We start from the raw sequence: 13,142 nt of genomic DNA on the forward strand, positions 1-13,142 counted from the left end.
GACAAGGTGCGGTTGCAAAATTCACGCACCCAACACGGAGGTACCTGCTATGGCTACGCATTCCGTTGTTCGTCCAACACCGTTCGAGCGCGCCGCTCCCATCCGACCATCCCTGTTTGATCTACCCTTCGCCCGGCGAACAAGCCCGGACGCCGACGCTGCAGACCGACATAACCTGGAATGGGGTCAGCGTTTTGGCTTGGTCACCACTCCTCATGGGATCGCTGGCTTGGAATGGATGGCCTACGGGCTGATCCTCGCATCTTGCTTGCCTGGACTGCGGGGCGAAGACTTGAACCTGGCTGCCGACTGGACCAGTTGGATCGTTGCCTTCGACGACCAGTTCGACGGGCCTATTAGCGGCAAACCGCATTTGATCGCCCAGGTCATGGAAAACATGATCGACATCCTTCGTGGTGAACCCGGATCTCCACCACACACCTACCACCCCGCCGAAAAGGCTCTCGGCGATCTTATGGCCCGTACCCACGCCAGGATGTCACCGACTTGGTGCGAACGTTACTTCGAACATCAAGCCCGTTTCATGTCGTCGGTTTCTACCGAGATGACACAGCGCATAGCCGCTCGCGTGTGGAGCCTGGACGAATACATGGCGCACCGCAACTTCACCATTTGGGTGCTCCCATTGATCGACCTAGTTGAGATGGCCATCGGCTACGAAATGTCTGAGGTAGTCAGCGACTCGTGGGAATGCGCCACCATGCGCAGGGAACTGTCGTTCTGCATCGCCGGCTACAACGACGTCTACTCCCTGCCCAAGGACATCATCCGCAACGATCCACACAATGCGATCCTAGTTCTAGCTCGGCTGCACAACATTCCTCGTGAGCAAGCCATGGCCAAGCTCCGCCACCTGCTCGACCAATCCCTGGCCCGCTACTTGGCCGCCCAGGCCGAACTGCCTCGTCTGTTCGACTCCTTGGCACTCTCCAACACCGATCGGGAAGGCTGCCTGCGCTGGTCCGCGGAGATGGACAGCCTGTGGTTAGGTGTGCACGACTTCCATCTCTACCACCCCCGTTACTCACCCGAAACAATGAGCAAAGCACCCGTCGAGGCAGACCGCCTCGACTACTGGGATATGCTGCCTGCCTCCAAGAGCACTACCAACATCCTCAGCCGCAATCCACACACCTGAACCAATACGGCTGAACTACAAACTGATCGCGGCAGCATCATGGATGACGCTGCCGCGCATGATCCAGTCATTGACACTATTCAACTTCAACGCATTCGTAAGCGGTGCGGGTAACTTCACGCTCCGGCGTGGCGACACGTACGGAACCATCTACGCATCACTCAACACGCCGATATTCCCCTTCCATCACCCGCTCCCAATTCACTCCACCATCAAAGGAGCTTTCCAACACCAGCTGATAAAGACCGTCCGCCACCCATTCATAGATATGCCGCGTCTGCCCTCGCTGCGACGTACGCAGAAACACCAGTCGCTTACCATCCCAATGACCGGTTGCCGGCTGCGATGGCGTAAAGCCGTAACTGTCGAACCAGTACAGCGCGTATTCCCCAGGCTCCTGCCCTGCGACGAATACCGCATGCGCTTGCAACGCAAGCTTGCCGTCGCGCTCCTCGCGATAATCCATCAGCAAAACCTTGCCGCCGAGATCGAAGCGCGCATTCACACGCCCGATCGCCGAACCGCCCTGCCCCCAGCGAGTGGTCGCAATCGTCTCGTCACCCGACCATTCACCCGCCAAAGCCGCCAGCACATTCCCTTCCAATAGGTTCATGCCTACTTACTCCTTGGTTGTGCCTGCCACCAGCAGATGCTTGGCAATCTGTCCATGCAGATAACCCAGCGCACGCACTAGATGCAGTGTGGCGAACAACATGGCGATACCGATCAGAGACGCACAGATCGTGCCCGGCCAGCCGCCCCACCAGGACACGAATTCGCACAACTGCGATGGACCATTGCAATTGGAGTAAGGAATACCTAGCGACTCCAACACTACTTTCGCGATAGGCGCCAAACTCAACGCCAGCGAGGTAGCGAGCATGGTTACCGCAATCGTGAAGTATGCAATGCCCAGCGGCAGCATCAGGATCATGTAGGCCAACGTACCCCAGGTACGCGGATCACTGAGCACTGCACCGATGCGCTGCCAGAAAGACATCCCGCGCGTGGAAAACGCTGGCCGCCGTGGCATGCGCACACCGAGCATGGTTTCGACAATGCGCCCTTCCACCAGCGACAACATGCGAACGGAACCGAGGAACAACAACGCAAAAGGAATGCCGATGATCAGCACTAGCAGGCCGAATGACATGGAGATACCCGTCACCGCCCACGTGAAATAAAAGATGCCCGTGGCCAACGACAACACCATGTAGAACAGCGCGCCGTAAGTATGCGGGTCCGCCGCTACGCCGAAAAACCGACCCAACCATGAAGCCTGCTTCGGTGGCTTTGGTGGGCGCAGCGCACGCTGAATCTTTATTTCCTGATCACGATAGATATCCGCCACTTCCTCCGGCGCGCCATAAGTACCGACCACTTTCGCCAGCATCTCGGTTTCGCTACGCCCAGGCTGCTCAGCCAGTTCGGCACGCAGATGTTCTTCCGCGTCGTACAACGCATCCTGGATCAACGCTGGATCTGCGCCGCGCAGCGCCGCCCGCAATTGCTCCAGATATTCAGCAATCGTCCTTGGCATCTTTGGTGCATCTGCATTCATCGCCAATCTCCTTGCAAAACTTTATCGACGGATTCGCGCGTAGCCTCCCACGCCGCAATCCACTCACGCAGCACTTCACGCCCGAATTTGGTGATGCGGTAATAACGCCGCGGCGGCCCGCTTACCGAGGGCTCCACCTCGCTGGCCAACAAACCGCTTGCCTCCAGATTGCGCAGCACCGGGTAAAGCGCACTCTGCTTGCCCGCCAGCGCCCCTTCGTCCCCCAACTCCTCCAACCGCTTGGCAATCTGATAGCCATACAACGGCTGCCGCGACTGCCCAAGAACCGCCAGCAACACCAGCGAAACCGTGCCCGTGGACAGTTCCTTCTGAAACTTCTTGATATGGGCTGCACTATCGTCCACCGCTGCCCCGCACTGCCGCTTATGTTGGAGGGAACAGTAGTACGAAGTTCGCACTAGTACATGGGTATGAAGTCATGGGGCCACCGAATAGGCCTTTTGGATTTACTGCTCAACAGAGTAGTGTTCTTTGCGCCATTCCTTCCCGGCCTAAACCCTGAGGAACTGGAGCTGGCAGTGATACCGGCATCGACCCCAATCAGAATTCAAGAGCATGGCTCTTTCGGCGGAGTGCGCGAATACCTTCTGGGGTGACTGACTCTCGGTAGCGCTCACAGCGAAGTGACGCACCGCTGAGTTGCTTAGTCGGCGATCTTGGATGGTTTGTGCTGATATTTGACCGAGGTGACGTCGAAGTACGTCACCTCGCCGTCGAGAGCCATAGGGAAAGTCGGCTCCTGTTGAGGTTCAAGGTCAGCGTCTGATTTCCCAAACAGAACGATGTTCCTCCCTCCTTGCTCTTGAACCGACTGGAAGAAGAAGCCATCGAACTCGTCCCCATGCTCCTTAGCAAAGAACTCGGCCATGGCCTGAGTTACGATGTAGGACATACCTTCGTTGCGGGTAGGCTTGGCTATTTCCTGATGCAGATACTTGAGAAAAAGCTGACGCATTCGACGCTCTACTGGATCGTCCTCAAAGGGGCTGATACGGGGGAATCGCAGGTAGTGGTCAAGCCCATGAAAATCAAAGAGCTTTAGAGGCTTGATGGTCACAAACCTTGCTACTGCTACTTTGTCCCCGATCGATGGCCGCACTTCCGCAATGCACGTATCCAGTTTTGTTGCTCCGTAGAAGAGCGAAATTCCCGCTGGATTCATTCGATTGTTTGTGGCGGTCGCGCTCGGTGGAGCGCCCATTTGCTTCGTAGGGTTTTCGAGTATGTCCCCCTGGATCTTTTGCTCACTAGCGACCCTAGCGCGATACACTTGGAAACCGACCGGAATCTCTTTCAGCACTGCGATACGCTCACCCATCAGCGTATTCGTGGTGATCTGAAGCGCTTCTCGAAAGATCTGCCCGAAGAACTTTTCAGCTTCTTTGTTGAAGAACCGGTGCTTATGCATCAAGGTCAATGTCAGTTTTTCCCATTGCCTCAGAACATAGTCTTTCTCATCCTTTTCGGAATCAAATGGCAGACCGGTCTGTTGATACGTATTGCCCTTCCAGAAGAAAGTCGGATTGTCTGGATCATCGCCTTCTTCGTCGATAACAAGTAAAGACGCTATCTCTTCGATAAGGACAGGATTATCGCTAAGCAGCATCTGGCTAATGACTTGCTCCAGTGTCATTCCTCTGTAGCCTGAGTAAAGTTCGGGATCGACCTCATAGCGCAATGGCGCATCTTTTTGTACCAGACTGGCTAGCTGTTGCACATCGACTGTTGGATTTTCAGCCTTTGTGCAAGCGAAGCAAACCTCGACAGGCCCGTTGGCGAATATCGCGCTGATGACAGCATCTTGGACACATTTAAGGCAGACCCGCTTAGTGTCGGGTTGCACGCTACGGACCAGATCCTTTACTAGCTTATTCACGAAGCCCCCTTGGTTGATCGCTTCTTACGCGCATCCTATCGTAGGACTTGCAGGAAAGGCATGAGGCATAACGAGAAGGTCGTCAAATATGAAGGGAAATTCGGCATTGCAGCCATTTCGTAGTTTTTGTAGTAGTTGCTCAGGCTCGAGCCCCTCTTCGTGAGTAGCAAGGTCAAGATAGAAGTTATTATTTTCGTGCTTTGCATAGATTATCCAATCACCAGTTAGGCCACGAGCCGCGCGCTCCTCAAACCCTCCCATGACGAGACGATGCGCTAGCACGCTTGGCCATACGTCTGGATCTTGGCCGTGCTTTTTCTGGATCTCTGAAATCATCGTTGACAGGCCCTTGTTGCCTCCATTATCAAGATTCCAGCGAACACCTATGTTTTTTACGAGGTGCTTGGGCGAGAAAAAATGCTTATGCCAGAGTCCCTGCAAAGGGGGTCTTTTAAATTGGGCCTCTTCCTTTGTTCTGGACGTCGGCTTGATGCCTTCCAGGTAGTCAATTTCATCCAAGACTGAGAAGGCATCAACATTTGCGGAAAACGCATTTGCTAAGCGAATCGCTAAAGCGATACTTATACGTTCGTGATAAGGCTTTCCGCGCGTGACTGCTTTCTTGATGGCGATGAGACCATCCTTGTCAAAGCTCATCTTTACGCTGTCGTCCTGTGCCATTGATGTCCTCCGACGTCCCTACGGTTTTGAGTGGCACCACGATCTAGAGATGTTGCATTGAACGGTTGAATCTGCAGTCGAAAGCAGACCTGAGCGAAGCACATCGTTCCGTCTATGAATCAGTGCTCTTTTTGCCCCGATTTTGGGCAGTCCGTGGCGCCTGCTCGACCACATCCGGCCCCGCTCCGACGGCGACTTGGACGGAGGCGTTCGGGATCTCACTCGCAAGGCTGGCGATGGTCACCTTTTCTCGCTTTGCTTTTTCGAAAAGTTCGTAGAGCTGCTCTCCGCTGATGGTCGTCCCTTCATCCGCAACGATCAGGGTATCGAAACTTATGGCTTCACCGCCGTCGTCGTTTTCCTTCTTGGCGTTGATCAACGCCTCCAGCGTAGACTCGTTGATCACGTCACTCATTCCCCACCCAAAGGGAAACTGATGACGAATCTTGTCCGGCAAGCGGCGTTTTGCCTCGAAGCGAGCAATGTCCTGGATGGAGAAGCGCAAGTGATAATCGTTGAAGTCGATGAAGGGCCTACCATCCAGACGCATCTGTAAGTGATAGTGGGGAAAATTCGCGTTTTGAGAGTGCTCGTGCCCACGAAAGTCCGTCTCCCCGCAGGACAAGGACCATTCGAGGTTCTTATATCGGATCGTCAGCTCAACGAGCTTACCGCCTGTTCCTTCTTCAGATAGGTCATTGATGTTGGTAGCAAACGCTTGTTGATTCGCCACCCAACGCAAGTAGCTTTGAAGCTGAAAAAAGTCATAGTGGTTGGCGACTTCGACAATGTGCTTTTTCTTGAAGCCCTTGGGCTTCAGCAGCCAGTGCAAGCACGGTCGTTGCGTGCTGAATGAAGCGATAGGGTGATGGCACAAATAGCAGTCACCTTCGTTAAACGCGCGGACAAACTCAGCATATTCCGCCTCTGTCTTTGCGATGATTTCCTCGTGCCGTGCCCGCGCTTCAGCGTCGTTCATTTGTTCGAAACGGGCAACATAGTCATCGATGCGTTGTTGGTCGCCTGCTGAAATATTGATCATGACTGTTCCTTCGCGACCGTGACGACGGCTGTGCTGACATGATCTTTCACGTACACACTTTGGTTGTCAAAGGGTGTACTTAGGCGAAAAGTAGCGCGTCGTAACTGGCTGTTTTATATAGACGTGTACATACTTTGCCATCCAGCGACGAGCAAAGTACGTACGTTAGGCCGCCCTATGGCACATACTTTGGTTTCCAAAAGTGCACAGACTTTGCTGTCATGCCCATTTGGGCACAACACCAATGTATGTACCGGTTGTACAAACATTGGTGTCAGAGTGGCTGTACAAACAATGGTGTTTGCAGGGCAACAACTGTGCAAAGCACCATCTCACCCTAACCATGCTCCATCTTAAAGCCCATCTTTTCATTGAATAACTTTGAAAGGTCTTGCCGCTTCGCTTCGGAAGGCGCACATCTTATTGTCAAGTCAGCTTCATATAGTGCTTTTTCCCGATCACCCAAGGCATGTAGCGAAAGGGCTCTCACATGGCGAAGTAGCCATTCTAGAGATACACCATCTTTAAGAGATGGCTCGACAGCTTCTAACGCCGCCGCAGCATCGCCTTGCGTTCCATGACCTGGTGCGCACGCCATGACGTGCTTATCTGCAGTGTGGAAGCGGCCCCATACCGGCTAGAAGAAGTGAACGGCTGGTCAGGATGCGCGTTGTGCGCATCCTGATCTTTCTTATGAGCAACGCTTCCACAAAAATTGCTTGAACGTTTGAATCCCGAGTCAGTGCCGACTCTGACTCGTTCAAGCGCGAGCCGGATGCGTTTGACCGGGGCTTTCAACCGGTGTTTTGTGCGGAACGAAAGCCAATACCAGCCATGCCATCAGCGCGATCAAGTCCAACCATGCCAACCAATCTCCCCATTGCGCGTAGAGCGTGTGCGTTTCGTGCAGCGGAAGATCGCCCACCAATTCGGCATCGGCGCCTTCGCTGGAAGCCTCCGCCACGACACGACCGCGGTCGTCGCTGAGCGTGAGCCGGCCGGCATGCGCGGCGCGCGCGACGGCGAAGCCGCTTTCCACGCCGCGCATGATCGCAATGCGACTGTGTAGCCAGCCGTCCACGGTAAAATCCGAAGCAGGCACCAGCAACAGTTGCGCGCGGCGCGTGGCATAAGCGTCGCCCATGTCATGGAAATCCATGTCCTTGCAGATCGCCAATCCGATGCGCGGGTCGCCTTGAAGCATGGTGTAGTTGTCGCCCGGTATAAAGGGATCCATGCCGGGGAGCAAATGGTGTTTGATGTAGGTGGCCGGCGACGTGGCGCCGGGTTGAAACACCATCAGTATGTTGCGATGTCCGTGCGGATCGCCGTGGAAGTCAACGCCGGAACCTACGATCAGATCGCGCTGTTTCGCCAGTCGAGAAAATGCGGGAATGCTCGTATCTGCGGTGGCGAATGTCCCCTCTGGAGCCAGCACGATATGTGCGCCGTCGTTGGCGAGACGACCGAATGCTTCCATGTAACGTGCTTCGAGCGCTTGCCCCTTCGGCTCGCTCAATGCAGCGTCGGTCGGCTTTTGCAGCGATACCAGGCCAATGCGCATCGTTCCTGTCGCCGGAGCCTGAAGTCGCCAGCCGCCATACGCCACAGTGCCGGTCACCAACATAGCTGTAAGCACGGCCACCGTAACACGACTACGTTTGGAAGCGCGCGGCGTCGCCTGCAACGCGATGGCCGTGGGCACTAGCAGCAACAGAAAACCAATGCCCCAAATGCCAGTTATCGCCGCAATTTGAATGACGGCCAGCGCATCCATTTGTGTGTAGCTGATATTGGAAAACGTGGCGTGCGGCGAAAGCAGATTAGTGACGTATTCGATGGCGACCCACATCGTCGGCACCGACAGTGCGGCGGCCAGCGTATGACCGCGCAGCAGCAATCGCCGATACAGCGGCACGCACAGCATCAACATGACGCCCGATGCGCTAATCGCATACATATCGAAAAGCCAAGGCAGGCCGATATACGTGTGGAGATAAGTCCAGACACTAAACGAGCCTGCGGTATACGCGACAAAAGCCGACAAAGCGGCCGAGCGCGCTTGAACCCGTGGCGCGAGCCATAGCACGGGCAACGGTGCGAGCCATGTCAGCCACCACCGCGGATGTATACCGCTACCGAACCACCAGCACAGCGCGGAGAGAGCGGTCGCTGCAAACCAAGTCTGCAGCGCGGAATAATCATGCTTTGATGCCATCGAGCAACCTCCTCAAGGATTGCAAGTAGAAGGCGCGAAACTGCGCCTCGTCATAGCTGAAGCGTCCGGCGCGATAGAGCGCGATCAAGCCGTGCTGATGCGCCCAGATCGTCATCGTGACGTCGTGCGGATCGTCTTGCTTCAACAAGCCTTGGGCCATGCCTTCGATCACGGCATCAAGTGCGACATTGAAGGTGGGCGAAAGGCGCGCATGAAAATCTTCCGGATAACGCCGCGCATCGTCGCGACGCACCGAAAAGGCGTGATCGAATAAATGCGGATGCGTCAGCGCATAATCCAAATAGGGTTCCATTAACGCGGTCAGCCGCTTTAGCACGTCCCGGCTTCGCGCGCGTGATTTCCATTCGTGCGCGACGCTTTGGAAGCTGTCGTCGGAGAGCTTTTTCAGCAGTGCGTCCCGATTTGGAAAATGGCGATAGATCGCCATGGGCGTAATGCCCACCGCATCGGCGACCCGGCGCATGGTCACCGCTTCGGCGCCTTCGCGTTCAAACAGCGCGCGCGCGGCCTTGAGAATCTTTTCGGGGGTCGTCAGGCGGGTCATGTATACACTGTATACATGATGACCGCGACGCGGCAATGCTTACTAATGGGCTAGTCGGGTCGTGTCACAAAGCGACCGCCGAGGAAAAACGGGCCGCGACTTTGGAGGCAGCTTGTTGGCCGCTAGAGGTGGTTTTTTGTTCGCTCGGGCGCTCCAGGCCAGGTGCGCACCGAATCGGTAGATGCGTGAAGGTATGTTTTGAGCATCATCCAAGATGCGCTTTGGGTCGAAGATGGACGGTTCTTAAGGCTTCCAGCACATACTTTGGTTGCCAAAAGATTCGTATGTGCATAAATCGAGTACGCCTAAGTCATTGTTTGAGTTGTACCTGCACACACTTTGGTTTCCACAGTTGTACAAACATTGGTGTCAGCGGGAGTGTGCGAGCTGTATCGCCGCTTAGAAAGCGCCCCTCCAATACCGCTCGCCCCCGTTTTTCGACCGCTCACCCCATCCAGCTGACACCGGTCACAAAACGTACGCGCGAGCAAGGGCGATCACACAAGCTCTGTGCTTTCCACCACCGAGTTCCGCCATGACCGCCAATCGATACACCCTGCTCAGCACCTTCGTCGCCGCTCTGCTAGCTTGTTCGGGCATGCTTGTTCATGCTCAGCAAGCCGGGGCCGCCGATGTGGACGAGACCCAGCACACCGAAGCCGCTGTCATGGCGGTCGACCAGCACTGGAGCATCGCCGAAATGACCGGTGATAGCGCGTGGCTGGCAAACATGCTCATGCCCGACTATCGCACGGTGAGCAACGATGGCATCGCGCATGACAAACAGGCGCTGCTTACCAGCATGGCCAAGCGCAAGAGCATCACGGTCAGCGAAGCCCAGCTCAAGATCGCCGACTATCTAAAGGAACACCACACCGGCAGCAACGTGACGATCCATGGCGACACCGCCGTCGTGTCCTTCTACGACACGACGCTAGGTCCACAAAAAGGCATGTCATCGGCGGACGTGTTCGTTTACGAAGATGGACATTGGCACGCCCTGTACTCGCAGCACACGGGTCTGCATGGCTGATGAGCTTGCCCCTCCCCGGCAGCGGGGAGGCGGCGCATCAATGCTGGTCGAGGCTACGATCGCGTTTCATCGAAACGCGTGACCCCAATGCCTCGCGTAAGTCCCGCTTGGAGCACCTTTTGGCATTTGAGCTTCGATCGCGCACGGGAACAAGCTGCATTGGAAATGCGATCGTCTGCCGCACCCATTTCGTAGCAGCAAATACCAGGATGTTGAAACCGTGGAAATTTTCAAAAATTGCTATTTAAGCTAGAGCGGCGCATGATGAATCGAAGTTAGGGCATATCGAGCCCGACCTCTCATCTGCGATCGCGCGCTATCGCCTATGAGTCTTACCCTGCTCCTTACTATGCGGGGATCCTCTCCAGTGCCGTCGCGCACTTTCGCGACTGTCTTTTTTAGATAGGTCGATCATGCCCCGTAATATTAAGCCGCTCTCAGCGGCGCAGATTCATAGTGTCTATGCATCCGACGTGAAACCCAAGAATGGGGTGGCTGATACAGAAGCAGTTCGATATTCGAAGACTTCTGCCTATATGCGCGAACCGGCGCCTTCAGGACGTTCGCCGCTACGCCCTGATCTGTTGAACAAAAAGAAAAGGTATTGAAGGCTGGCCGTTCAATGGGACTTTCATTCCCTGTAGATGTTCAAAGCTTTATGGACCAATGCAAGATGGGTGACCTAAGTATGTTGGTCACGGTAAGCATCGATCTTTCCACATACTTTCTGGCGGAGTAGCACCGTTTTAGTTTCAATAAAGGACTATGCAGAGCGGTCAACTACCCAAGGGCAACAGCCATGGCAATCGTCTCTGGCAAGACAAAGAATGGATTTACGTATGAAGGCGACTACCGACACGCAAGCTCCGATCGCGTCACATGGACAGCCACCTATAGGCTCAGCGGTCATTTCTATGGGATGCGGCATGGCCGAATCAACGAGCTTACGGGCGCGTCTGTAGCAGAGGTTGACGATGCCGTTAAGGATGACATCGAATCGACCTGGACACAGCCCACTTAGATCTGAATGACGGCTCTAGCTGTTCGTCGAAAAACAGCCCCATTTCAGCGTTAGTCTTCCGGCGATCCAGCGAAAGTTGCAGGTACAGCTTTATCAAATTGAGATAGCAAGCAAATCTCTGGCGTAACACCATAAAAATAACATTTGATATCGAGCAAAGGAGTACGGTGACAGTGGTATTTAGTCATTGCCCACCCTAGTAGCGTGCACGGATGCACGTGGTGCATCAGTGTCATGCATACTCATCAACTCGGCGGTTTGACGTGTGGGCAGTGGACACTGCTGAGAGAAATTGCACGAAACTGCCCGTTGTCACTAAGCACCATAAGCTGCTTTGTCGACCTCCGCCACCTCGTCGAAAATGACTTCGTCACGGTGAAGCGCACCAGGGTATTTGCAACACGCTCTGGCATAGAGGCTCTTTGGTATCACCACCTCCACTAATCCAGCAGTCATAGCGGGTCTCGTTGCTTGATCTCTTGCTGCAGCGATGTTCCGACTTCGCCGAATGCGTAGTTACGTATCGCGACAAGACGGTCAAAGATCGCCTGATCGCGCCATGCCCTCCCCCTGGGCTCGATCGCCAGTCGTTCGCCAATGAGTTTGATGACTGGCTGACTGGCTGTCAGAACGTTTCGAGCAGAAATGAAAAAGCCCGGCTCAAGGCCGGGCTTTTTCCATACACCGAATGAACTCAGATTATTTGCACTTGGTCGGCCTGCAGGCCTTTTTGACCTTGAGTCACGGTGAAGGACACCTTTTGACCTTCCTGGAGGCTCTTGAAGCCTGAGGATTGAATCGCGCGGAAGTGAACGAACACGTCGTCGCCACCCTTATCACGACTGATGAAGCCAAAGCCTTTGGCATCGTTGAACCACTTCACAGTACCGGTTTCAGCTTGGGACATTGTATTTCTCCTTGGAGCAGATGAAGCCGCGTCGCGGCAAAAAGCTGGTTACAAGGAGGAAGCGGGTGCAACGGTGTAGTGAAACTTCTATCTACAGCATCGGGCCACAATTCACGGTGACCCTTGGAACTCAGCTCGCCCACAGTAAAGGTCATTGTTCAAAAAAGCAAATGAAATCTGCTTTCTGTTCAGATTGGCACACGGCGCCGACTACTTTTATCGAAAAAAAGCCCCGCGGACCGATCAGTGGCGAGATACATAACCCAACACAAATCTTTCAGCTGTCATCCACTGACCATCTTCGAATGCCATGAGTGACAACTCACTACACACGGTAGTTAATACACCGCGCTGCTTAATCCGTTGTTCTAAAGTCGCGCCTAGCGCTGCTGCTTGATGGGGTAGCAACCCTTTCGCTATGGACACCTGAGGCGCGAATGGCCGCGCCTCTGAACGATCAGGTGGAAAGAGTTTCGATACCCGTGTTTCCAACCTGGAGATGGGGCCCGTCGGCTCCGGCGCCAAATAGACCATGCTGTGAAAATAGCCAACACGCGCCAGTGCGATTTCAAAAGGTGCCGTGAACGTGCAGACCGAGGCGAGAAATTGCAGATTTTCTTCAGCCCCTGCGCCAGGTGGAGGCCAGTTGGAGCCAATAGCAATATGCGCTCCGAACGAGTGCCCTGACGACGCCTTGTAGCGATTGCTTAAGTCACCGAACAGCAAGTCGACTTCTGGAAGACGAAGCGCCAGTAAATTACGAGCGGCAGGAAGACTATGCATGATGGCTTCCGGTGGAGATCCGACTGGCAGGTGTCTGCTCCACGTATTCCGTGCCGTGGGCATGTGAGTATGGCTTGAGTCAATGAAGTCGCGATGGATGAATCATCATCCCGCAGCTTCAATTCACCGATGCCCGAGGATCCAAGCCATCGCAGCAGACTTCGAAGAAATGCGCTAAAGCGTCGCCGACGCAAACTTGACACCCAACGTCGTGAGTTTCCATCGCCCGCTCTCGCGCACAACAATGCCTTTCTGTTGTAACCCGAACATTCGGG

General features: G+C 54.7%; 12 protein-coding genes. 2 read left to right on the forward strand and 10 right to left on the reverse strand.

Annotated features, from left to right (window positions below):
• The first annotated feature begins 49 nt into the window (after positions 1-49).
• A complete protein-coding gene (locus QQJ86_RS16365; protein WP_284322036.1) occupies positions 50-1,159 on the forward strand; it encodes a terpene synthase family protein in 1,110 nt (369 codons plus the stop codon).
• Between the two features lie 157 nt (positions 1,160-1,316).
• Here the strand turns inward: QQJ86_RS16365 and QQJ86_RS16370 are convergent, their stop codons facing one another.
• The 8 genes from QQJ86_RS16370 to QQJ86_RS16405 all read right to left on the reverse strand — a co-directional run bounded on the left by QQJ86_RS16370 (position 1,317) and on the right by QQJ86_RS16405 (position 9,123).
• Positions 1,317-1,772: a DUF1579 family protein gene (locus tag QQJ86_RS16370; RefSeq protein ID WP_284322037.1), complete on the reverse strand. Its 456-nt coding sequence runs from the start codon at positions 1,770-1,772 to the stop codon at positions 1,317-1,319.
• A gap of 6 nt (positions 1,773-1,778) precedes the next feature.
• On the reverse strand, positions 1,779-2,720 hold the full coding sequence (locus QQJ86_RS16375) for a sensor domain-containing protein (protein WP_284322038.1): 942 nt from the start codon (positions 2,718-2,720) through the stop codon (positions 1,779-1,781).
• Positions 2,717-3,085, reverse strand: a complete 369-nt coding sequence (locus QQJ86_RS16380) for a PadR family transcriptional regulator (RefSeq protein ID WP_284322039.1) — start codon at positions 3,083-3,085, stop codon at positions 2,717-2,719. Before QQJ86_RS16380 ends, QQJ86_RS16375 begins: the two co-directional genes overlap by 4 nt.
• Before the next feature lie 299 nt (positions 3,086-3,384).
• Complete coding sequence (locus tag QQJ86_RS16385) at positions 3,385-4,617, reverse strand: RES family NAD+ phosphorylase (RefSeq protein ID WP_284322040.1); 1,233 nt, start codon at positions 4,615-4,617, stop codon at positions 3,385-3,387.
• A 24-nt stretch (positions 4,618-4,641) separates the two neighbouring features.
• Complete coding sequence (locus QQJ86_RS16390) at positions 4,642-5,298, reverse strand: hypothetical protein (protein ID WP_284322041.1); 657 nt, start codon at positions 5,296-5,298, stop codon at positions 4,642-4,644.
• Positions 5,299-5,410: 112 nt separating this feature from the next.
• Positions 5,411-6,340, reverse strand: coding sequence for a hypothetical protein (locus QQJ86_RS16395; RefSeq protein WP_284322042.1), 930 nt, complete (start codon positions 6,338-6,340; stop codon positions 5,411-5,413).
• A 760-nt stretch (positions 6,341-7,100) separates the two neighbouring features.
• A complete protein-coding gene (locus QQJ86_RS16400; protein ID WP_284322043.1) occupies positions 7,101-8,558 on the reverse strand; it encodes a nitrilase-related carbon-nitrogen hydrolase in 1,458 nt (485 codons plus the stop codon).
• On the reverse strand, positions 8,542-9,123 hold the full coding sequence (locus QQJ86_RS16405; protein WP_284322044.1) for a TetR/AcrR family transcriptional regulator: 582 nt from the start codon (positions 9,121-9,123) through the stop codon (positions 8,542-8,544). Before QQJ86_RS16405 ends, QQJ86_RS16400 begins: the two co-directional genes overlap by 17 nt.
• 535 nt (positions 9,124-9,658) lie before the next feature.
• Here QQJ86_RS16405 and QQJ86_RS16410 point away from each other — a divergent pair.
• Positions 9,659-10,156, forward strand: a complete 498-nt coding sequence (locus QQJ86_RS16410) for a nuclear transport factor 2 family protein (protein ID WP_284322045.1) — start codon at positions 9,659-9,661, stop codon at positions 10,154-10,156.
• Positions 10,157-11,871: 1,715 nt separating this feature from the next.
• Here QQJ86_RS16410 and QQJ86_RS16415 read toward each other — a convergent pair.
• Together QQJ86_RS16415 and QQJ86_RS16420 are read right to left on the reverse strand one after the other, a co-directional pair.
• On the reverse strand, positions 11,872-12,084 hold the full coding sequence (locus QQJ86_RS16415) for a cold-shock protein (RefSeq protein WP_284322046.1): 213 nt from the start codon (positions 12,082-12,084) through the stop codon (positions 11,872-11,874).
• A gap of 243 nt (positions 12,085-12,327) precedes the next feature.
• Positions 12,328-12,867 (reverse strand): 2'-5' RNA ligase family protein, encoded by a 540-nt coding sequence (locus QQJ86_RS16420; protein WP_284322047.1) that lies wholly within the window; start codon positions 12,865-12,867, stop codon positions 12,328-12,330.
• Positions 12,868-13,142: the final 275 nt, after the last annotated feature.

The organism is Dyella acidisoli (assembly GCF_030160295.1).
GTDB classification, from domain to species: Bacteria; Pseudomonadota; Gammaproteobacteria; order Xanthomonadales; family Rhodanobacteraceae; genus Dyella_B; species Dyella_B acidisoli.

Bases quoted from the DNA above. Each gene is read 5' to 3' on its own strand.
- QQJ86_RS16365 (WP_284322036.1), top strand. From the start codon at position 50: ATGGCTACGCATTCCGTTGTTCGTCCAACACCGTTCGAGCGCGCCGCT.
- QQJ86_RS16370 (WP_284322037.1), bottom strand. From the start codon at position 1,772: ATGAACCTATTGGAAGGGAATGTGCTGGCGGCTTTGGCGGGTGAATGG.
- QQJ86_RS16375 (WP_284322038.1), bottom strand. From the start codon at position 2,720: ATGAATGCAGATGCACCAAAGATGCCAAGGACGATTGCTGAATATCTG.
- QQJ86_RS16390 (WP_284322041.1), bottom strand. From the start codon at position 5,298: ATGGCACAGGACGACAGCGTAAAGATGAGCTTTGACAAGGATGGTCTC.
- QQJ86_RS16395 (WP_284322042.1), bottom strand. From the start codon at position 6,340: ATGATCAATATTTCAGCAGGCGACCAACAACGCATCGATGACTATGTT.
- QQJ86_RS16400 (WP_284322043.1), bottom strand. From the start codon at position 8,558: ATGGCATCAAAGCATGATTATTCCGCGCTGCAGACTTGGTTTGCAGCG.
- QQJ86_RS16405 (WP_284322044.1), bottom strand. From the start codon at position 9,123: ATGACCCGCCTGACGACCCCCGAAAAGATTCTCAAGGCCGCGCGCGCG.
- QQJ86_RS16410 (WP_284322045.1), top strand. From the start codon at position 9,659: ATGACCGCCAATCGATACACCCTGCTCAGCACCTTCGTCGCCGCTCTG.
- QQJ86_RS16415 (WP_284322046.1), bottom strand. From the start codon at position 12,084: ATGTCCCAAGCTGAAACCGGTACTGTGAAGTGGTTCAACGATGCCAAA.
- QQJ86_RS16420 (WP_284322047.1), bottom strand. From the start codon at position 12,867: ATGCATAGTCTTCCTGCCGCTCGTAATTTACTGGCGCTTCGTCTTCCA.